Raw genomic sequence first — 20634 nt, forward strand, 5'->3', positions numbered from 1 at the left:
CACAAGGAGACATTGCCATGGAGCAAATCGAGATCGGCACCAGCGGCCTCGCCACCTCCCGCATCGGCCTCGGCACCTGGGCCATCGGCGGCTGGATGTGGGGCGGCTCCGACGAGAAGGACGCCATCGCCACCATCCGCTCCGCCGTGGAGCGCGGCATCACCTTGATCGACACCGCCCCGGTCTATGGCTTCGGCCGTTCGGAAGAGATCGTCGGCAAGGCGCTCACCGGCGGGCTCAGGGACAAGGTGCAGATCGCCACCAAGGTCGGCCTTGCCTGGGCCGACGGCAAGGTGTTCCGCGACAGCCGGCCGGCCCGCATCCGCGCCGAGATCGAAGACTCCCTGCGCCGGCTCGGCACCGATGTCATCGACCTTTATCAGGTGCATTGGCCGGATCTGGAGACGCCGTTCGAGGACACCGCCCGCACCCTGGACGCCCTGCGCCAGGAGGGGAAGATCCGCGCCATCGGCGTCTCCAATTACGCGCCGGCGCAGATGGAGGCCTTCCGCGCGGTGGCGCAGCTCGATGCGGTGCAACCGCCTTACAATCTGTTCGAGCGGGAGATCGAGGCGGATGTGCTGCCCTATGCGACGCGCACCGGCCTCACCGTGCTCAGCTATGGCGCCTTGTGCCGGGGTTTGCTCTCCGGTCGCATGAGCGCCACCACCACCTTCGAGGGCGACGACCTACGCAAGGTGGACCCCAAGTTCACCCCGCCGCGCTTTGCCCAATATCTCGCGGCGGTGGAGGAGCTGAAGGCGCTGGCCAAGGTGCGCTATGGCAAATCGGTGCTGGCACTGGCCCTGCGCTGGGTGCTGGACCAGGGGCCGACCATCGCCTTGTGGGGTGCCCGCCACCCCGGCCAGTTGGACCCGGTGGGTGACGTGGATGGCTTCCATATCGACGCCGACACCAAGGCTGAGATCGACACCATCCTGGCCCGCACGGTGACCGATCCCGTCTCCCCGGCCTTCATGGCGCCGCCCACCCGGCGCCCCGCCGGCACCCCCTGAGGCTCAGCCGCCCCGCATCAAGCGGGGCGGCGCCCTCAATGGCTCTGGTCCACCAGGCGGAAGGCCCGGGCCAGCACTTCCCCATTGTCCTCCTGCAGCCGGGCCATGTGGGCCAGCTCCTCGCCGATGGCATCGGCGAGCACCGCGGCGGCGGGGGATGTGGGGCGCGGCGGCAGTGGCAGGCCCGCGCGCTCCGCCGGTGTCGCTGCCACATAGACGGCAAGCGCCTCCAAGGCGGCGGCGTCGTCGGGCGGCAGGGCGGGCCACCCGCCCCCGGCATAGGTGGTCACGTGATCGCAAATCCGCTCGGCCACGGCGATCAGCGGAAACCAGGCGGCCGCCTCGGTGCTTGCGGGCGGCGGCTCCATGGCCGCCGTGCGCAGGTGGCCCCGCATGTCCGCCAGCTGGCCATAGGCCTGCCAGCGATATGCGGCGAGGCTCGCCGCCGAGGCCGCCGGCTTCAGCGCGCAGGCGGCGCGCAGATAATCAGCCAACGCACTCTTCGCGCCCTGGAAGGTCTTGGCCAGATGCCGGGATTGGGTGCGGGGCCATAGGAAATAGCCGAACACCAGAACGATGAGGCCACCGATCGCGGTGTCCACAACGCGCTGCACGGCATAATCCACGTTGCGCGGCCCGGGTTCGATAATGTCCACCAGCAGCAACACCAGCGGCGTCAGCGCCACCGCCTGCACCACATAGGAATAGCGCTTGGCCCAGGGCAGCACCGCCGCGAACAGCGCCAGCACCAGCACGATGCCCTGGCCCTTGGGCACCAACAGCAGGGCCGCCACCCCGAGCGCCGCGCCTCCCATGGTGCCGACGGTACGCAGCACGGCCCGGGCGAAGATGGAGCCCAGATCCGGCTTCATCACGAGCGCGACGGTCAGCGGAATCCAGAACCAGTGGTTTTCGCGATCCAGCCAGTGCGCTGCATAGGCGAGGCCCATGCACAGGCCCAGCGCCAGCGCCGCACGGACCGCATCGGCGCCGGGCGCGAGCCGACCCAGCCAGCCGCTCCAATCGTGTCGGGCCGGGGCGCCGGAAGGGGGCGCCACCGGCCCGCCATCCGCCCGGCCGACCACGGCCTCCACCAGATCCTCCGCCGCCGCAATCAACCGATCGCCGCCGGAACGGCGCGCACCGTCATCGCCCGCGGCACCGGCAAGCAGCACGTCACGCGCACGGAGTAGCGTGGTGCGATCGGCGGTGGCCATCAGCGCGGCGAACACCGCGTCGCAGCGCTGCACCAGCACCGCCAGATGATCGGCGGCGCTGCTGCGGCCGACATTGCCCGACTGCACCTCCATCATCACCGTGGTGAGGCCACGATAGGCATCGGTGACCTGTGTGCGGGCGGCTTCCACGCGGCTGGCGTCCTCCCGCTCACCGGCGAGCGCTGCGGCCAGTTGCGCGAGCGCGCGCAGCGCCGCGGTCGTCGCCTGGTGCTGCGGGCGCTCCCGCGCCACCAGCGCCTGCACGCCCAGCGCCGCCACATAGAACACGACGCCGACGAGGTAGAGCAGGCTCAGCCGCCAGTAGGGCCCGATATCGGGAACACCGATGGCGATGGAGGCCAGCAGCAAAGCCTGCATGACGCCAATGGACCAGACCGCGCCATAGCTGCTGAGCAGGCCCGCCACCACGCCGAGAACGGCCATCGCCGCCACCACCGCGCCCCAGGGCAGAACGGTGAGATAGCCGGCCAGAAAGCCCAGCGCGCCGATGACGCCGGACAGCACCAGGAAGCGGGCGGAGAAGCGGTAGCCGCCGACAGGCTCGCCCGCCGTCATCATCAGCGCTGACAGGGACACCCACATGCCCGTGGTGGTGGCATCGAAAGCATAGCCCAGGGAGAACGGCAAACCGATGCAGAACGCCGCCCGAATCGCCTTGCCCCAGAGCCACGGCGCCGGCTTGCTCCGCGCCAGTTCCCTCAGCCATGACCCCGGATGCGAAAACCCGCGGCTCTTGTCCTCCGCCGCCGTGGCGGCCCGTTCTGCGTCCATCCCTGCCCTCTACGCGCTGCAGCCGAACCCAGAGGTTATATGAAACCATGCGCCTTGTCCCCGCGCCGGGGCGATCACCCATGGATGAGCACAAAAAACCCGGCTGGCACAAGCCAGCCGGGCCATCACACGCGCGAATGCGCGGACCGCGCCTATTCGGCGGCGCTCACATAGAGCTTGCCGCCTTCGGCCAGGAACTCCTCCGATTTCTGTCGCATGCCCTCGGCCACCACATCGGCGGTGAGTGCCGGATCCATGCCTTCCAGGGCCTTGGCTTCGGCACGCAGCTCCTGGGTGATCTTCATGGAGCAGAACTTCGGCCCACACATGGAGCAGAAGTGCGCCACCTTGTGGGCGTCCTTGGGCAGGGTCTCGTCGTGGAACTTCTGCGCCGTGTCCGGATCGAGGCCCAGGTGGAACTGGTCCTGCCAGCGGAAATCGAACCGGGCCCGGCTCACCGCATCGTCGCGGATCTGCGCCGCCGGGTGGCCCTTGGCGAGATCGGCGGCGTGGGCGGCGATCTTGTAGGTGATGACGCCGGTCTTCACGTCGTCGCGGTCGGGCAGGCCCAGGTGCTCCTTGGGCGTCACATAGCAAAGCATGGCGCAGCCGAACCAGCCGATCATGGCGGCGCCGATGCCCGAGGTGATGTGGTCATAGCCAGGCGCGATATCGGTGGTGAGCGGGCCCAAGGTGTAGAACGGCGCCTCGCCGCAGGCCTTGAGCTGCTTGTCCATATTGGCCTTGATCTTGTTCATGGGCACGTGGCCCGGTCCCTCGATCATCACCTGGCAGCCCTTGTCCCACGCCACGGTGGCGAGCTCGCCCAGGGTCTCCAGCTCGGCGAACTGGGCGGCATCGTTGGCATCGGCGATGGAGCCGGGGCGCAGGCCGTCGCCCAGAGAGAACGACACGTCATAGGCCCGCATGATGTCGCAGATCTCGTCGAACCGCTCGTAGAGGAACGATTCCCGGTGCCCGGCGAGGCACCAGCGCGCCATGATGGAGCCACCGCGGCTGACGATGCCGGTGGTGCGCCGGGCGGTCAACGGCACATGGGCGAGCCGCACGCCGGCATGGATGGTGAAATAGTCGATGCCCTGCTCAGCCTGCTCGATGAGTGTATCCTTGAACACCTCCCAATCGAGCTTGAGCGGATCGCCGCCCACCTTCTCCAGCGCCTGATAGATGGGCACCGTGCCGATCGGCACCGGCGAGTTGCGCACGATCCACGAGCGGATGTTGTGGATGTTGCGGCCGGTGGAGAGGTCCATCACCGTATCGGCGCCCCAGCGGATGGCCCACACCATCTTTTCCACCTCGTCGGCGGCGGAGGAGGTGACGGCCGAATTGCCGATGTTGGCGTTGATCTTCACCAGGAAATTGCGGCCGATGATCATCGGCTCGATTTCGGTGTGGTTGATGTTGGCGGGGATGATGGCCCGCCCGCGCGCGATCTCGGAGCGCACGAACTCGGGGGTCACGAAGGCCGGCACCTCGGCGCCAAAGGTCTCGCCGTGGGCCAGCGCTTCTTCAGCCCGCTCCAACTGCTCGGCCCGGCACAGGTTCTCGCGGTGCGCGGCGAAGATCATCTCCTCGGTGATGATGCCGGCGCGGGCGAACTCATATTGGGTCACCATCTGGCCCGGCGCGGCACGGCGCACCACCCGCGTGGCGGGACAGGCCGCCACCAGGCGGTCGCCGGCAAAGCCGTTGTCCTCGGGCTTCACCTCCCGAGGGGTGACCACCTCATAACCGCGCTTGGCGATCCAGGCGTCGCGCTGGCCCTGGATGCCCTGTTCCAGATTGATGCGCGGATCGCATTCCGTATAGGGGCCCGAGGAATCATAGACCCGCACCGGGGCTTCGGCGGGATCGGACAAGGCAATCTCGCGCAGGGGCACCTGTATATCGGCCTGGCCGGGGACCTCCACATAGACCTTCCGCGAGCCCATGATGGGGCCGGTGGTGACGGTCTTGGGATCACCCGTGTGCAACTGGTTCGGATCGACGGCTGTATTCATGGCGCATCCTCTCTGACACGAGCGATCCGCACTCGATTGGGGCAGATTGGGTGCCGGCGCGCGACAACGCGCGAATGCCGCAGGTTCCCGTCCCTCCGCCGGTATGAGCCGGATCAGGTTCAAGGGTCAGGGCGGCGCGCCCAATCTCAGCCCCCGAACTCGGGGCCCCCCTCGGAACGCTGCAACTGTCAGGGGCTGGCGCGGCTTTGTCAATGTGGGCGTAGGGGAAGCTGCCCAAGTCCGGGGCCTTGACCCATTGCCGGTGCAGGGCTCAAACACAAGCCGGGCGCGCCGGGCCGCGTCCGCCAGCGCGCGAGGACATTTCATGGACGTGAAGACCTTCGACATTCCCGATGTGAAGCTCGTGACACCGAAGCGGTTCGGGGACCATCGCGGCTTTTTCAGTGAGACGTGGAGTGATCGCGCCTTCCGCGCCGAAGTGGCCGACATGGGCTTCGTGCAGGACAACCACTCACTCTCGGCCCAGAAGGGCACACTGCGCGGCCTGCATTATCAGAAGCCCCCGACCGCCCAGGGCAAGCTGGTGCGCGTGGTGCGCGGCGCCATCTTCGACGTGGCCGTGGACATCCGCCATGGCTCCCCCACCTTCGGCCGCCACGTAGCGGTGACCTTGGATGCGGTCACCGGCGCCCAATTGTGGGTTCCGCCCGGCTTCCTGCATGCGTTCTGCACGCTGGAGGAGAATTGCGAGGTGGTCTACAAGGTGACCGACTATTACAGCGCCGCCGATGATGGCGGCGTCGCCTGGGACGATCCCGATATCGGCATCGCCTGGCCGGTCGCCGCCGCGGAGGTGGTGCTTTCCGACAAGGACCGCAAGCATCCCCGGCTGAAGGACCTGCCGCCGCTGTTCCGCTACGGCTGAGCCGCGCGCACCGACGCTTCCCGTGGACCGGCGCCCCGCGCCGGTCTAGCCGCCGAAGGCGAGGATCGCGCCCACCAGCAGGGCCTCGCCTACCAGCACCCCGACGAACACCGAGCGGCGCGTGAGCATGAAGGCGAGCACGCCGCCCGCCACCGCCGCCAGGCGCACCGCCAGCGGCACCACCTGCAGCGGCGCGGCGGGATCGAACAGCAGGCGCGCCACCACCGCCGCCAGCAGCGCCGCGGCCACCGCCTTCACCCACAGAAAGACCTCGCTACCCGCCTCCACCCGGCGGCCAGCCAACACCGCCAGGGTGCGCCACACCTCGGTGGGCAAGAACCCCACCAGCACGACGATGAGGATGGCGGCGCCCTCGCCCAGCTGCCAGCTCATGCGCGCCCCCGTCGCAGCCGGCCGGCCACATAAGCCAGCGAACCGCCCCCGACCCCGGCGATGAGCAGATCAAGCCCGCCATCGAGGCCAAGAGCGAAAGGCATGATGAGGAAGCCCGCCGCCAGCGCCAGCCAATCGGTGAACCCCACCGCATTGCGCACCATCAGCACCGAGAACGACAACGGCGTGAGGAAGAGGAAGGCCGCCGCAATGGGTCCCGGCAGGCTGCCGGCGATGAGATAGCCCACGGCGGTGCCGGTGACGCTCACCGACAGCAGCATGTTGCCGAGGCCCAGGGTGAACGGCACCCGGGCTTCCCCGGGCAGATGGGGCAGCAGGCGCAGGCCCTCCAGCCACAGGGTCATGGCCACATAATGGGAGCAGAGGAGCTCGGCGAACACGTTGCGACGCGGCCCGCGCATATAGGGCGCCACCGAGACCACCATGGGCAGCAGCCGCATGGACGACAGGCCGATGGCCAGCGCCAGGGCCGGCAGCGCCGTGCCGGCCACCAGCCCTCCCACCAGAATGACCTGCGCCGGCAGGGCCCAGATGAGCAGGGTGGACAACAGACCCGCACCGAGCGGAAAATTCACCCCCTGCAGCAGCGCGCCAAAGCCCGTGTAGCTGGCGAACAGCACCAGCGCCGGCACTGAGATGCCGTGGCGCATGCCATTCAAGAACCAGCCCGGCGCCGAGCGGTGGCGCGGGCCCGGATGGGGCGCGGAAGACGGCGGCTCAGGGGAGGAAATCAGGCTGGACATCTCGGGTCTTGGCGACAGCTGAAAACAAATGGAGGAGAGGCCTCGTAAGGGAGCCATATCATTTACATGGGAGTGCCGACAGGCACACTTTGCGCAGAGCTGGCCACGCCCGCCATGCAGCCGACCGGCGCGCGCCGAACCGGATGTTGCCGCAGGGGCGTGGCTCGGCCATCCTTGGCATTCTCGCTCGAATCGGTCGCCTGCCCGTGCTTTGCCTCGACTTTCCCTATCGCGACCCGTTCGCCGTCTTCCACGCCTTTGCCGACGCTCCCTTCTGCGCGTTCCTCGACAGCGCCGCCACGGGGGACGCCCGCGCCCGCTATTCCTACATCGTTGCAGACCCCTATGGGGTGATCACCGCCGATGCCGCGGGCACGCGGATCGACGGCCGCGCGGTGCCGACGGACCCGTTCGCGGCGCTCGCCGCCGCCCTACGGATTCCCGCATCGGCCCGCCCGGTCGACGGGCCCGTGCCCTTCCTGGGCGGCGCGGTGGGCTTCCTCGGCTACGAACTCGGCCGCCACCTGGAGCGGCTGCCCCCGCCCCGTGCGGGTCATCCGCCGATCCCCGAAATGGCCATCGGCCTTTATGACGTGGTGCTGGCGTTCGACCACCAGCAGCAGCGCGCCTGGCTTTTGTCCAGCGGCCTGCCGGAAACGACGGCGGACGCCCGCGCCCGGCGCGCCGAAGCCCGCGCCGAAGCCATGATGGCCCGTCTCCAGTCCGCGCCCCTGGCCACACCGGCACCCGACTGGTCGGTGACCGCGGATTTCACGCCCGACCAGCCCCGCGCTGCGGTGGAAGCGTCGATCCAGCGGGTCATCGACGCCATTTATGCCGGAGACATCTTCCAGGCCAATCTCACCCAGCAGATGCGCGCACCCGTACCCGCAGGCCTGGACGACCTCACCCTCTATGCCCGCCTGCGCGCCACCAGCCCGACGCCGTTCGCCGCCTTCCTACGCTGCGGCACCGATTTCGCCGTGCTCAGCGCCTCGCCGGAACGCTTCCTGAGCTTGAGCGCCGACGGCCGGGTGGAGACCCGCCCCATCAAGGGCACCCGCCGGCGCGCCGCCGATCCGCAGGCCGACCAGGCCCTCGCCGCCGCCCTGCAGCGCTCGGTGAAGGACCGCGCGGAAAACCTGATGATCGTCGACCTCATGCGCAACGATCTCTCCCGCGTGAGCGTGGTGGGCAGTGTGAAGGTGCCGGCGCTGTGCGCGCTGGAAACCTTCTCCAGCGTCCATCATCTGGTTTCGGTGGTGGAAAGCCGGCTGAAGCCGGGGCTGGGGCCGGTGGATCTGCTCACCGCCTGCTTCCCCGGCGGCTCCATCACTGGCGCCCCGAAGATCCGCGCCATGGAGATCATTCATGAGCTGGAGCCGTTTCCGCGCGGCGTCTATTGCGGCTCCATCGCCTGGATCGGCTTCAACGGCGCCATGGATTCCTCCATCGTCATCCGCACCATCACCCGTGCGGGCGAGACCCTGCTGGCCCATGCGGGGGGCGGCATCGTCGCCGATTCCGACCCGGCCGACGAATATGAGGAAAGCCTCGTGAAGCTCGCCCCCATGCGGCGCGCCCTGTCCGGAGAGCGGCCATGAAGCTGTTCCTCAACGGCGCCCTGATAAACCCCGAAGAGGCCCATATCGCCCCCGGCGATCGCGGCTTCACCCTGGGCGACGGCCTGTTCGAGACCCTGCGGGTGCGGGGCGGCTTCCTGCGCCGCCTGCCGGCGCACCTCGCCCGCCTCACCCGCGGCGCCGCGGTGCTGGGCCTGCCCCTGCCGGCGCTGGATTTCGGCGCGGCGCTGGAACAGGTGCGCGCCGCAAACGGCCTCGACAACGGGGTGCTGCGCCTGACGGTGACACGGGGTAGCGGGCCACGCGGGGTGCTGCCGCCCGTGGAGCCGCACCCCACCGTGCTCATCACCGCCGCCCCCATGACGGAGCCGCCACCGCCGGCGCGGCTCATCATCGCCAGCGTCACCCGCCGCAACGAGCGCTCGCCGCTGGCGCAGGTGAAATCGCTCAATTATCTCGACAATATCCTCGCCCGCCAGGAAGCGGCGCGGGCCGGCGCCGATGACGCGCTGCTGCTCAATACCCAGGAGCGCCTGGCCGAAAGCAGCATCGCCAACCTGTTCGCGGTGATCGACGGGCGGCTCGTCACCCCGCCCCTGTCGGAGGGCGCCCTGCCCGGCATCATGCGTGCCGCGGTGAAGGCGCAGGGCGCCGAGGAACGGCCGCTGACGGCCGCCGATCTCGCCCTGGCCGACGAGATCTTCCTCACGTCCAGCCTCGGCATCCGTCCGGTGGCGCATCTCGCCGGCCGCGACTACAGCCTTTTCCCCGTGGCCGAGCGCCTCTCCGCCCACCTGGGGGAAGGGTGACCACGCCCCCCACATTGACGACCCCACGGCTGCTGTTGCGCCCGTGGCGGGACGCCGATCGCGACGCCCTATGGGCCATGCAATCCGATCCGCAGGTGATGGAATTCCTGATGCCGGTGGCGGACCGGGCTGCCAGCGACGCGGTTGCCGATCGCATTGCCCGCCATTTCGCCGATCACGGCTTCGGCCTTTGGGTGGTGGAGGTGCCGGGGGTGACCGCGTTCGCCGGCTATACCGGCCTGGTGCACGTGCCCTATGCGGCGCATTTCACCCCCGCCATCGAGGTGGGCTGGCGCTTCCTGCGCCATTCGTGGGGCCACGGCTACGCCACCGAGGCCGCCCGCGCCTGCCTCGGCTTCGGCTTTGAGAGGCTCGGGCTGGAGGAGATCGTCGCCATCACCGTGCCCAGCAATCGCCGCTCACGGGCGGTCATGGAACGGCTGGGGATGACCCACGATCCGCGCGACGATTTCGACATGCCCACCGTGCCCGTCGGCCATCCGCTGCGCCACCACGTGCTCTACCGCATGAGCCGCGAGGCGCCGGAGCCCGACGCCAGCGCGGCGCCGCACGATCAGCGCAGACCGGTGCCTGCGCCATAGGGAATACGCATCGCGCTGCGTTTATGCCGTTCCTTGATCTCCGCGATACCGTTCAACATCACCCGCAACCCGTCCAGCGCATCTATCTCCTTCTCCGTCAGCGGCTTCTGGGGATGGAAATGGGTGACGAGCACCGCCAGCGCATCATTGATGCGGCCGAGCTGGGTGCCATAGCTGCCCACCTCATCCAGCACCTGCTCTTCCACCTCCGGAGCCTTCGACGACCCGAGGTTGATGTTGATGAAACCGATCTGGTTGCCCACCGCCGCGAGATTGGAGGTGAGCAAGCGAAAGAACTGGGTCACGTCGCCGGACAACGGCAGCTTGAACGTCGCCATCTGCGCCTCTCTGAGATCCATACCCGCGAGTGTCTCAGATGCCGGGCCGAATGCAACCTGTGAGAGAAATGCCAGATCCGCGCGGGTGATCCCGTCCGTCAGGTGGCAACACCGCGATCGCAACGAAAAGGGGCGGCCGAAGCCGCCCCGATCCCACCTTTTGTGCGTTCTCGCGCCGCCCTCAGGCCTTCACCAGCGGCTGCTTGGGACCCGACTTCGGACCAGATTTCGGGCCAGATTTCGGCCCCGACTTCGGACCGGAACCGGCCTTGGGCGCCGCCTTGGCTGCAGCCGCCGGCTTGCGGCGCGCCGCCCGCTTGGGCTCGTCGGTGATCTTCTCCGGCTTGGGCGTGACCGGCCCTTCCGGGAACTGGAAGCCGAGCTTGGACTCCTGGCCCTCGCCCTCCACCACCACCCGCACGTGCCCGCCGTGCTTCAGGGCGCCGAACAGCACCATATCGGCGAGCGGGGTCTTGATGTGCTCCTGGATCACCCGCGCCATGGGCCGGGCACCCATCTGCTCATCGTAGCCGCGCTCCACCAGCCAGCGGCCGGCATCGTCCGACAGCTCGATGGTGACGTTGCGGTCGGCCAGCTGCGCCTCCAGCTGGAGAACGAACTTCTCCACCACCTGGGTGATGACCTCGGTGGGCAGATGGCCGAACGGGATCACTGCATCGAGCCGGTTACGGAACTCCGGCGCGAAGGTGCGGTTGATGGCCTCGCTGTCGTCCCCCTCCCGCTTGGTGCGGGTGAAGCCGTAGGCGGGCTTGGAGAGATCGGCCGCACCCGCATTGGTGGTCATGATGAGAATGACGTTGCGGAAGTCGATCTGCTTGCCATTGTGGTCGGTCAGCTTCCCGTGGTCCATCACCTGCAGCAGGATGTTGAAGAGGTCCGGATGGGCCTTTTCAATCTCGTCCAGCAGCAGCACGCAGTGCGGGTTCTGGTCCACCCCGTCGGTGAGCAGGCCACCCTGGTCGAAGCCCACATAGCCGGGAGGCGCGCCGATGAGGCGGCTCACGGTGTGGCGCTCCATATATTCGGACATGTCGAAGCGCAGCAGCGGCACCCCCAGAATGGAGGCGAGCTGCTTGGCCACTTCCGTCTTGCCGACACCGGTGGGGCCGGAGAACAGATAGTTGCCGATGGGCTTCTCCGGCTCGCGCAGGCCCGCCCGGGCGAGCTTGATGGAGGCCGCCAGCGCATCGATGGCCTTGTCCTGGCCGAACACCACGCGCTTCAAGGTGGTCTGCAGATTGGCCAGCACCTCGGCGTCGTCCTTGGAGACGGACTTGGGTGGAATCCGCGCCATGGTGGCGATGGTCGCCTCGATCTCCTTGAGGCCGATGGTCTTCTTGCGCTTGGCCTCGGGCAGCAGCATCTGCGCCGCGCCGCTCTCGTCGATCACGTCGATGGCCTTGTCAGGCAGCTTGCGATCATGGATGTAGCGGGCGGACAGCTCCACCGCCGCCTTGATGGCCTCGGTGGTGTAGCGCAGCTTGTGATAGTCCTCGAAGCAGGGCTTCAACCCCTTCAGGATCTCGATGGCGTCGGCCACGGAGGGCTCGGCCACGTCGATCTTCTGGAAGCGACGAACCAGCGCCCGGTCCTTCTCGAAATACTGGCGGTATTCCTTGTAGGTGGTCGAGCCCATGCAGCGCAGGGAGCCGGAGGCCAGCGCCGGCTTCAGCAGGTTGGAGGCATCCATCGCCCCGCCCGAGGTCGCACCGGCGCCGATCACCGTATGGATCTCATCGATGAACATGATGGCGTTGGGATAGGCCTCGATCTCCTTCACCACCTGCTTGAGGCGCTCCTCGAAGTCACCGCGATAGCGGGTGCCGGCGAGCAGCGCGCCCATGTCGAGGGCGAACACCGTGGCGGTGGCGAGCACCTCCGGCACATTGCCTTCGTTGATGCGCTTGGCCAGGCCCTCGGCGATGGCGGTCTTGCCGACACCGGGATCACCCACGAACAGCGGGTTGTTCTTCTGCCGGCGGCACAGCACCTGGATGGTGCGCTGGATCTCGGCGTCACGGCCGATCAGCGGATCCACCTTACCCTCGTGCGCCTTCTTGTTGAGGTTCACGCAATAGGCTTCGAGGGCATCGGCCTTCTTCTGCTTGTCGTCGCCGGACTTGGTCTCCGTCTCCTCGTCGGCGCCGCGGGCGGGCCGGCTCTCGGACATGCCGGAGCGCTTGGCGATGCCGTGGGAGATGTAATTGACCGCGTCATAGCGCGTCATGTCCTGCTCCTGCAGGAAATAGGCGGCATGGCTCTCGCGCTCGGCGAAGATGGCCACCAGCACGTTGGCGCCGGTCACCTCCTCGCGGCCCGAGGACTGCACATGGATCACCGCCCGCTGGATGACCCGCTGGAAACCGGCCGTGGGCTTGGAATCGTCCGAGCCCGACTGAACGAGGTTCTCCAGCTCGGCATCCACATACTCGACGAGGTTGCGGCGCAGCTTGTCCATGTCGACGTTGCAGGCCCGCATGACGGCGGCGGCATCCTGGTCATCGACAAGGGAGAGCAGAAGATGCTCCAAGGTGGCGTATTCGTGGTGGCGTTCGTTGGCGAGGGCCAGAGCGCGATGAAGCGACTGCTCGAGGCTGCGAGAGAATGTAGGCATCGACACCTCTTCCGCGCATCACCCGCGGATCTGCGGAGGGGCCGCAGACCTCGAAGGCATGTGCACCATTCATACAAACTTCGTACTGGATGCCGCAGTGCGCAAGTCCCCCGATGCGGATCGCCGCATCACCGTTGCGAAATCCGCCCCTGCGACCTCCCCTTCCGCCACCGATTGCAACAGACGAGGCTTGCGCCAAGCCGTGCGCTGAGCCTTGCTCCAACCCTTGCGTCAAGCCGAGGTCAGGCGCTCACTTTTTTTCCATCACGCACTGGAGCGGGTGCTGGTGCTTGCGGGCGAAATCCATCACCTGCGTCACCTTGGTCTCGGCCACCTCATAGGTGAACACGCCGCACTCCCCCACGCCGTGGTGGTGGACATGGAGCATGATGCGGTTGGCCTCATCCTGATTCTTGTTGAAGAACCGCTGCAGCACATGCACCACGAAATCCATCGGAGTGTAGTCGTCGTTGATGAGCAGCACCCGATAGAGGCTCGGCCGCTTGGTCTGCGGCTTGGTGCGGGTGATAACGGCGGTGCCGCTGCCATCGCGGCGGGTGTTGTCCGGCCCCGCCATGGTGGGTCCCCGCGGCGTGGTGGCCCGGGGCGCTGGAGAAGCAAGGGGGCCGGCAATGGCCACCGAAGAAAAAAGAAAAGTGGTGTCGTGCATCATGTCCGTCGCGGCCTGGCCCGCAGCACCGGCCCGGGGGCGGCGCTTCAGCGCAATCCATTCCCTGCAATAATAAGAAAGGGAGCTGTCCGCTGCCAGTGCTGCACGGCACCGCACTGCGAATCCTCCCGCCGGCAGCGGCGCGGGAATGGCGCCGAAAGCATGCGGCACTCTTGATGTCGCAACGGAAAAGGCCCGACGCAAGGTCGGGCCTCTTGAACTTTCGTCCCTCGGCGCAGGGGCAGGTTGAACGCCGGAGGAAGACAGCCGGAGCGCGAAAGGCTCAGCTCTTGACCTTGCTCAGAGCGGTCTCGAAGGGCTTGTAGGCCTCCTTCGCCAGCTCGGTATAGAGCTCGCCGATCTTGGTGGCCTGGGCGACCGCGCCCTCATAGGCCGACTTCAGATAGGTCTGCTGAATTTCGATGGCCTGATCCAGCGACTTGGCGCCGAGCAGCTTCTCAAGGGCGGCGGTGCCCTGCTCGAAGGAGCTCTTGGTGTAATCGGCCACTTCGACCGCGATCGCCTGGGCGCTCTTCGAGAGCAGGCCGAAGCTCTTCATCGCGTTCTCGATATTGTCCTTGCTGAGCTGCTGGAGCTCTTCCGTGCTCTGCACCATGGGTGTCCTCATTCCTTTGCGCCGGCGCAAGGCCGGACCTGCCATTTCCGAGCGGGCGGGCTCTCCGTCTCGCCCGAAGTTAAGAATATGCACCGCAGCATAGATGTCAACAAAATTTGTGCACTGCACAAAAGGCCGAGACACGCCCTGTCCGCGCCGGATTCACGCCTTGGTAACTCCGACTTCTTAGGCTTCCTTTCAGGTCGCTTTACCCTGCCCCTCATGTTGCCGTGCAACCTCCCGGCAAGCCGCGTATGGGCAAATGAGGCGCAGGGCTGGGCCGAGTGAGCGACCGACGATACGGGGCAATGTTCATGCGTACAGCTTCCGCGAGCCTTTCGCTCCTCACCAAGACCGTCGCCATGGCGGTGCTCGCAGGCTTTGTCTTTTCGGCCACCACGGCCGATGCCAAGCCGCGCAAGCGCGCGCAGATCGAGCGCTCCAAGGAGCGGGGCAAGAGCAAGCCGCGCAAGGTGGTCAGCCGTTCCGCCCCTTCCAGTGCAGAAACGAGCCGCTGGCATTATGGTTCCGCCGCCATCGTGGTGGATGCCAACACCGGCCGCGTGCTCTACGAGCAGGACGCCGACGCCCTGCGCCATCCGGCCTCGGTTACCAAGGTGATGACCCTCTACATGCTGTTCGAGCAGCTGGAGAACGGCCGCCTCAAGCTCACCAGCCAGTTGCCGGTCTCCTCCAAGGCCGCCGCTCAGTCGCCGTCCAAGCTCGGCCTGCGCCCCGGCTCCAGCATCGAGGTGGAGGATGCCATCAAGGCGGTGGTGACCCGCTCCGCCAATGACGTGGCGGTGGTGATCGCCGAGGCCATCGGCGGCACCGAGAGCAATTTCGCCGAGATGATGACCGCCAAGGCGCGGGCGCTCGGCATGGAGCGCACCACCTATCGCAACGCCTCCGGCCTCCCCAACCCCAACCAGCTCACCACCGCCCGAGACCTGTCCATCCTCGGCCGGGCGATCCAGGATCGCTTCCCCAAGCAATACCGTTACTTCGCCACCCGCACTTTCTATTATCGGGGCGAAGCCATCGGCAATCACAACCGCCTGCTCGGTCGCATGGAAGGCGTGGACGGCATCAAGACCGGCTACACCAACGCCTCGGGCTTCAACCTCCTGACCTCCCTCAAGGATGACAACCGCTATCTGATCGGCGTGGTGCTCGGCGGCCGGACTGCCTCTTCCCGCGACGCCCGCATGCGCGACATCCTGAACGACAACCTGCCGCGCGCCTATGCCGGCGGGCGCACCGTTCCGAAGATCACCGAGAACGGCAATCGCCTGGCTTTCAATGCGCCGCTGCCCCAGCCGGTGGAGCGCGAAGCGATCCCGGCCCACGAGGTGGCACCGCTGCCGAAGCCCGCCCTGGCGGTGTTCAGCGACGATCCGGAGATCACCGCCTCGCTCGCGGCCCGCGCCAAGTCGGGCTCGGTGGAGCCCATCAAGCCGGTGGCGGTGAAGACCGTGTCCATCCAGCGGCAGGTCGCCGTTGCGGCGCCGCCGCCGCAGGCCGCCGCAGCCTCCGCCAACGCCGCGGGCCGCGGCTTTGCCATGCCGGCCGGAGTGCTCGGCTATCTCGGCCCGTCGGATGCCAGCGCTTCGCCCGCGACCCAAGCGGCGACCCAAGCGGCACAAGGCCGCGCACGGGGCCGTGCCCCGGCGCCCACGCCGGCGCCGGCCCGCACGGAAGTGGCCATGCTTGATGAGGCAGATGGCGGCAAGGACGACTCCCGTTTCATCCCGCAGCAGCGCCCGGCGGATCTCGCCACCCGCGCCGCCCAGGTGGCCTCGCAGGAGCCCGCACGCAGCCAGCCGCGCACCATCACGGAACGGCCAGTGCAGGTGGCCTCCATCGCCCCCGTGAGCCTGCCGGCGCCGCGCCCGCAGCCCGCGGCCGTGCGCAGCGGCTGGAAGATCCAGATTGGCGCCTTCGATGCCGAGAGCCAGGCTCGCGCCCGTCTCGACCTCGCGCAGAACAAGGCCAAGTCCCTGCTGGGCAACGCCGATCCCTATACGGAGAAGGTCACCAAAGGAAACTCCGCGCTCTATCGGGCCCGTTTCGCCGGGCTCGACAAGAAGAGCGCCGAGGCGGCCTGCCGTTTACTACAGCGTAACGCCTTCGCCTGCATGACTATCCGGAACTGAACGTCACGCAGGAGAATCAGCGATGTCTGCGCAGGATCACATCCTTGGCCTGATTGATCCGCGCGGCCAGATAGCTGGAGCCCCCGGCATCGGGGTGGACCTTCTTCATGAGCGCATGGTGGGTGGCGCGCACCGTCGCGGCATCCGCACCCGGCTGAAGCCCAAGGACCTCGTAGGCTTCCTGTTCGGTCATCGGGCCGCTGCTCGCCGCACCGCCCATCTGCCCGCCACCCGCGTCAGCCTGAGCGTCTTCACGCCAAGCGGGCGCCCGGCGGTCGAGATAAGCTTCGAGTAGGGCCAGGGACTGCGCGTCGCACACCGCGCGCAACGACAACAAGGTGGGCAGGTCCAGCTGTTCGAGGCTGCTGCCCGCATGGGGGCCCGCCACCACCCGCCCGCTCAAGGTTCCCCTGGCGTGGTCCAGCTCCATCTCGAACCAGGCGGACCGGACCTGAGACGTCTTCGGCGTCCGGCGGGACCGGAACAGGCCGCCGAGCCAGCCACCAATCCCACCGGGATCGAGCCGCCCCAGCAGCGCCAGCCCCACCGCCGCCAGCGGGATCGCCGCGCCCACCCGGCCCAGCGCCAGGGCGCCGGCAGCCCCCAGCAGCGCCGCATAAGCGAGGGTCCGCATCAGCATCTCGGCCAGCACCTTCGGATCGGCCTTGGTCCACACCTTGAGGCCGTAAAGGCCGATGGCCAGCAGCAGCGCGCCGGCGATAAGACTGATCACATCAAGCTCCTGCGCCGGCCCCACTTCGAGCCGGTCATCGACAGCCATAGCAGGCCGTGCCGCCCCGACGAAGGCACGCAGCGCGGCTGCATTGTCGCGTCACCGGACGAGGCTAGGGCTTCGACAAGGCCGTCAGCAGGCGCCGGGCCTCCGCATCGCCGCGCGCTTCCAGGGCGCGTGTGCCACCGGCCGCATAGGCGGCCACCGCCGACAGCAGCGCCCGCAACTGCGCGCCGGCGCGGGCGTCGAACTGGCAATAGGCGCCGCCCGTCACCCGCGCCAGGCCCCGAAAGGCGCGCTCCACCCGAAGGTCGCGCCCCTCCTGGAACATGAACAGGCGCACGCCGCGCAAGGCGAGCTGCCCGGCCGCCGCATGCAGGGCATCCTCGTCCTCTTCCAGTGCATCGCCGATGAAGACCGCGGCCTTGAGCCCGGAGCGCTCCGCCTCCTTGCCCAGATGGCCGAGCACCCGGTGGATCTGCGTCAGCCCGCCTTCACAGCTGATGCGCCCCATCAGCCGGCGCAGGGTGGCCGCATCGCCCACAAACGGCGAGGCCCGGCACTCGTCATGGCCGCGGTAATAGATGATCTGCATGGCGAGGCCGCCATGCTCAGCGGCGGCGGCGAACATGTCCGCCTGGATCTCGCAGGCCAGCGACCAGGTGGGCTGACGCGAGGCGGTGGCATCCAGGGCGAAGGCCAGCCGCCCCTCCCCCGCGCGCCCCCGCACCGGCGCCCGGCTCTTCACATCGGCCAGGAAGCGGGCGATGTCGGCGCCGCTGGAGGGCTGCGGCGGCGCGGTGCCCGGCCGGGTCGAAAGACCGGCCGCCGTCTTGTCGTCTGCGCGCGCCATGCTGCCTCGCCCTTCCTCTCGTGAACCGTCGCCAACACACGGACCATAGGGCCTGCCGCAGCCGGAACCAAGAAAGCGCCCAAGGCCCCCCGATGCCCGGGCATGCGCCGGGCAGCGGGTGCCGCTTCCCTCGCGCCGCCTCCCGATCTAGGGTCCGGCCCGCTTGAAGCGCGGGGAGTCGCGAGAACATGACCAACAAGCCGGCAGTGGTGGAAACGGTTCGGGATCTCCGGGCCACGGTGGCGGCGTTTCGCGCTGATGGCGCCCGCATCGCCCTGGTGCCCACCATGGGGGCGCTGCACGCGGGCCACATGGCGCTGGTGCGCCAGGCCAAGGAGCTGGTGGAAAAGGTGGTGGTTTCGGTGTTCGTGAACCCCACCCAGTTCGGCCCCAATGAGGATTTCTCGCGCTATCCGCGCACCTTTGAGGCGGATCTCGCCAAGCTCACCGAGATGGGCGTGGACGTGGTCTATGCCCCCTCCCCCGCCGAGATGTATCCGGACGGCTTCTGCAGCAAGATCAGCCTTGCCGGCCCGGCCGAGGGGCTGGAGAGCGATTTCCGTCCCACCTTCTTCGCCGGCGTCGCCACCGTGGTGGGCAAGCTGTTCATCCAGTGCCGGCCGGACATCGCCACCTTCGGCGAGAAGGACTATCAGCAGCTGAAGGTGGTCACCCGCCTGTCCCGCGATCTCGACCTCGGGGTGGAGATCGTGCCGGTCGCCACCACCCGCGAGGCGGACGGCCTCGCCCTGTCCTCCCGCAACGCCTACCTCTCTGCCGACGAGCGGGCCACGGCGCCGGTGATCCACGATGCCCTGAAGCATGCCGCCCTCAACATCGCCGGCGGCACCACGCCCGATGCGGCGGTGGCCAAGGCGGCGGAGACCATCGCCGCCAAGGGGCTGAAGGTGGATTATGTGGTGGCCCGCCACGCCGAGACCCTGGCCCCGCTTACCGGCGCCATGGACGAGCCCATCCGTCTACTGGCGGCGGCCTGGCTGGGCAAGACCCGGCTCATCGACAACATGCCGGCCTGATCTTTCGCGCCCAGGTCACGGAGCGCCGATACAGGCGGATGCACTGTGCCTGGCCGTCTGGGCGCAGCTTCAAGCCCGCCCCGACGCACCCGCCACCCCGATGGCCGCGGTCGGAAGGAGTCCGCGCCGGCGTGCACCGGAGGCCGTTCCAAACAGCCTCCGGCCTGTCGCGCGCGGCCAGCGCTGGCATGGAGCGGCACCAAGGCCGTTTTGCCTCAGTCGTCGAACAGATGGTCGGCGGCGGTGATCAGGCCGATATCCGGATTGGCCGCGCAATACTCGCCCAGCCGCTCGGCGTTCTTGGTGAATGTGTCGGTGTCGATCACCGGCGGAGCGTCGCCATCTTTGTAATAGGCATCGAGCCAGGTCAGGATCACCATGATGGTGGTCTTGTCGCTGGTGACGAACTGCCGACAGGTCATGGTCGACAGATCCCATTTCTCAGCAAATGCGGGAGTGGAGATGCAAACGGCCGCGGCCAGCATCGCTGGCGCCAGGATGGCAGGGCACTTCATGATGGGCACCCGTGAGCAGCACTCATGTCGCCGATGACGACTGCGACATCCTGACGCTACCACAGCCTGAAAGACGCCGCCACGGCTGCCCCCGCCGTCCCGCCTGCTTCGGATCGGCCCGATCTCGGCATCGGCGACGGCGCCGGCCCGTCCGGTCGGCGCGGGGCACGCGGCGGCGAACACGGCCGCCCAGCGCAGAACGTTCAGTGCAGGATCTGGCTCAGGAACAGCTTGGTGCGCTCGTGCTGCGGGTTCGAGAAGAAGGCGTTGGGCTCGTTCATCTCGATGATCTGGCCGGCGTCCATGAAGATCACCCGATTGGCCACCTGCCGGGCGAAGCCCATCTCATGGGTCACGCACAGCATGGTCATGCCGTCCTGGGCCAGCTCCACCATGGTGTCCAGCACCTCCTTCACCATTTCCGGGTCGAGCGCCGAGGTGGGCTCATCGAACAGCATGATACGCGGGCGCATGCACAGGGCGCGGGCGATGGCCACGCGCTGCTGCTGGCCGCCGGAAAGCTGGCCGGGATACTTGTTGGCCTGGTGGGGGATCTTCACCTTCTCGAGGAAGTGCATGGCCAGCGCCTCGGCTTCCTTCTTCGGCATCTTGCGCACCCACATGGGGGCGAGCGTGCAATTCTCCAGAATGGTGAGATGGGGGAACAGGTTGAAGTGCTGGAAGCACATCCCCACCTCGCGCCGCACCTCGTCGATGCGCTTCAGATCGTCGGTGAGCTCGATGCCGTCGACGATAATACGCCCCTTCTGGTGCTCCTCCAGCCGGTTGATGCAGCGGATGAGGGTGGACTTGCCGGAACCGGATGGCCCGCAGATGACGAGCCGCTCACCGCGGGTGACGGTGAGGTTCACGTCGCGCAACACATGGAACTCGCCATACCATTTGTTCACGCCCACCAGCTCGATGGCCACTTTCGGGGCGTCGGCTTCAGTCTTGGCGATCATCGGATCTTTGGCGATCATCGGATCGGTGCT

General features: G+C 67.8%; 19 protein-coding genes and 1 riboswitch. Of the genes, 7 read left to right on the forward strand and 12 right to left on the reverse strand.

Features of this window, described 5'->3' with window-relative positions; translation table 11 throughout:
- Positions 1 to 17 precede the first annotated feature (17 nt).
- A complete protein-coding gene (locus tag MEU52_RS01655; protein WP_238121696.1) occupies positions 18 to 1016 on the forward strand; it encodes an aldo/keto reductase in 999 nt (332 codons plus the stop codon).
- A 35-nt stretch (positions 1017 to 1051) separates the two neighbouring features.
- Here the strand turns inward: MEU52_RS01655 and MEU52_RS01660 are convergent, their stop codons facing one another.
- Together MEU52_RS01660 and thiC are read right to left on the reverse strand one after the other, a co-directional pair.
- Positions 1052 to 3025 (reverse strand): FUSC family protein, encoded by a 1974-nt coding sequence (locus tag MEU52_RS01660; RefSeq protein ID WP_238121695.1) that lies wholly within the window; start codon positions 3023 to 3025, stop codon positions 1052 to 1054.
- A gap of 152 nt (positions 3026 to 3177) precedes the next feature.
- The gene (gene thiC, locus MEU52_RS01665) at positions 3178 to 5049 is read right to left on the reverse strand and encodes a phosphomethylpyrimidine synthase ThiC (protein ID WP_273546209.1); all 1872 of its coding nucleotides are present in this window, start codon (positions 5047 to 5049) and stop codon (positions 3178 to 3180) included.
- 73 nt (positions 5050 to 5122) lie between these two features.
- Positions 5123 to 5231: riboswitch (TPP riboswitch) on the reverse strand.
- 143 nt (positions 5232 to 5374) lie between these two features.
- Between thiC and rfbC the strand changes: the two genes are divergently transcribed.
- A complete protein-coding gene (gene rfbC / locus MEU52_RS01670; RefSeq protein ID WP_238121694.1) occupies positions 5375 to 5935 on the forward strand; it encodes a dTDP-4-dehydrorhamnose 3,5-epimerase in 561 nt (186 codons plus the stop codon).
- A 45-nt stretch (positions 5936 to 5980) separates the two neighbouring features.
- Here rfbC and MEU52_RS01675 read toward each other — a convergent pair whose 3' ends face one another.
- Positions 5981 to 6328, reverse strand: a complete 348-nt coding sequence (locus tag MEU52_RS01675; protein WP_238121693.1) for an AzlD domain-containing protein — start codon at positions 6326 to 6328, stop codon at positions 5981 to 5983.
- Entirely contained in the window at positions 6325 to 7092 is a 768-nt protein-coding gene (locus MEU52_RS01680) for an AzlC family ABC transporter permease (RefSeq protein WP_238121692.1), read from the reverse strand. Before MEU52_RS01680 ends, MEU52_RS01675 begins: the two co-directional genes overlap by 4 nt.
- Positions 7093 to 7298: 206 nt before the next feature.
- Between MEU52_RS01680 and pabB the strand changes: the two genes are divergently transcribed.
- The 3 genes from pabB to MEU52_RS01695 are packed head-to-tail and all read left to right on the forward strand — an operon-like array spanning position 7299 to position 10086.
- Positions 7299 to 8696 carry an aminodeoxychorismate synthase component I gene (gene pabB, locus MEU52_RS01685; RefSeq protein WP_238121691.1) on the forward strand — a complete coding sequence of 466 codons (1398 nt, stop codon included), beginning with the start codon at positions 7299 to 7301 and terminating at the stop codon, positions 8694 to 8696.
- On the forward strand, positions 8693 to 9484 hold the full coding sequence (locus MEU52_RS01690) for an aminotransferase class IV (protein WP_238121690.1): 792 nt from the start codon (positions 8693 to 8695) through the stop codon (positions 9482 to 9484). Before pabB ends, MEU52_RS01690 begins: the two co-directional genes overlap by 4 nt.
- Positions 9481 to 10086 carry a GNAT family N-acetyltransferase gene (locus MEU52_RS01695; protein ID WP_238121689.1) on the forward strand — a complete coding sequence of 202 codons (606 nt, stop codon included), beginning with the start codon at positions 9481 to 9483 and terminating at the stop codon, positions 10084 to 10086. Before MEU52_RS01690 ends, MEU52_RS01695 begins: the two co-directional genes overlap by 4 nt.
- Here the strand turns inward: MEU52_RS01695 and MEU52_RS01700 are convergent.
- The 4 genes from MEU52_RS01700 to MEU52_RS01715 form a co-directional block, all read right to left on the reverse strand.
- Positions 10059 to 10424 carry a hypothetical protein gene (locus MEU52_RS01700; RefSeq protein ID WP_238121688.1) on the reverse strand — a complete coding sequence of 122 codons (366 nt, stop codon included), beginning with the start codon at positions 10422 to 10424 and terminating at the stop codon, positions 10059 to 10061. The genes MEU52_RS01695 and MEU52_RS01700 overlap by 28 nt on opposite strands.
- A gap of 181 nt (positions 10425 to 10605) precedes the next feature.
- Positions 10606 to 13059 (reverse strand): ATP-dependent Clp protease ATP-binding subunit ClpA, encoded by a 2454-nt coding sequence (clpA, locus tag MEU52_RS01705; RefSeq protein ID WP_238121687.1) that lies wholly within the window; start codon positions 13057 to 13059, stop codon positions 10606 to 10608.
- 250 nt (positions 13060 to 13309) lie between these two features.
- Positions 13310 to 13636, reverse strand: coding sequence for an ATP-dependent Clp protease adapter ClpS (clpS, locus tag MEU52_RS01710; protein ID WP_238121686.1), 327 nt, complete (start codon positions 13634 to 13636; stop codon positions 13310 to 13312).
- Positions 13637 to 14012: 376 nt separating this feature from the next.
- Entirely contained in the window at positions 14013 to 14345 is a 333-nt protein-coding gene (locus MEU52_RS01715; protein WP_238121685.1) for a phasin family protein, read from the reverse strand.
- A gap of 308 nt (positions 14346 to 14653) precedes the next feature.
- Between MEU52_RS01715 and MEU52_RS01720 the strand changes: the two genes are divergently transcribed.
- A complete protein-coding gene (locus MEU52_RS01720; protein ID WP_443265802.1) occupies positions 14654 to 16501 on the forward strand; it encodes a serine hydrolase in 1848 nt (615 codons plus the stop codon).
- A 16-nt stretch (positions 16502 to 16517) separates the two neighbouring features.
- Here MEU52_RS01720 and MEU52_RS01725 read toward each other — a convergent pair whose 3' ends face one another.
- Positions 16518 to 17282 carry a molecular chaperone DnaJ gene (locus MEU52_RS01725; RefSeq protein WP_238121683.1) on the reverse strand — a complete coding sequence of 255 codons (765 nt, stop codon included), beginning with the start codon at positions 17280 to 17282 and terminating at the stop codon, positions 16518 to 16520.
- A gap of 64 nt (positions 17283 to 17346) precedes the next feature.
- Positions 17347 to 18087 carry a VWA domain-containing protein gene (locus MEU52_RS01730; RefSeq protein WP_238121682.1) on the reverse strand — a complete coding sequence of 247 codons (741 nt, stop codon included), beginning with the start codon at positions 18085 to 18087 and terminating at the stop codon, positions 17347 to 17349.
- A 188-nt stretch (positions 18088 to 18275) separates the two neighbouring features.
- Between MEU52_RS01730 and panC the strand changes: the two genes are divergently transcribed.
- Positions 18276 to 19124 (forward strand): pantoate--beta-alanine ligase, encoded by an 849-nt coding sequence (panC, locus tag MEU52_RS01735; RefSeq protein WP_238121681.1) that lies wholly within the window; start codon positions 18276 to 18278, stop codon positions 19122 to 19124.
- 215 nt (positions 19125 to 19339) lie between these two features.
- Here the strand turns inward: panC and MEU52_RS01740 are convergent, their stop codons facing one another.
- Positions 19340 to 19639 (reverse strand): HdeA/HdeB family chaperone, encoded by a 300-nt coding sequence (locus tag MEU52_RS01740; protein WP_238121680.1) that lies wholly within the window; start codon positions 19637 to 19639, stop codon positions 19340 to 19342.
- 203 nt (positions 19640 to 19842) lie between these two features.
- The gene (locus tag MEU52_RS01745; protein WP_238122022.1) at positions 19843 to 20604 is read right to left on the reverse strand and encodes an amino acid ABC transporter ATP-binding protein; all 762 of its coding nucleotides are present in this window, start codon (positions 20602 to 20604) and stop codon (positions 19843 to 19845) included.
- Positions 20605 to 20634 lie beyond the last annotated feature (30 nt).

The organism is Xanthobacter sp. NM-25 (assembly GCF_022138605.1).
In the GTDB taxonomy this organism is placed as follows: domain Bacteria; phylum Pseudomonadota; class Alphaproteobacteria; order Rhizobiales; family Xanthobacteraceae; genus Xanthobacter.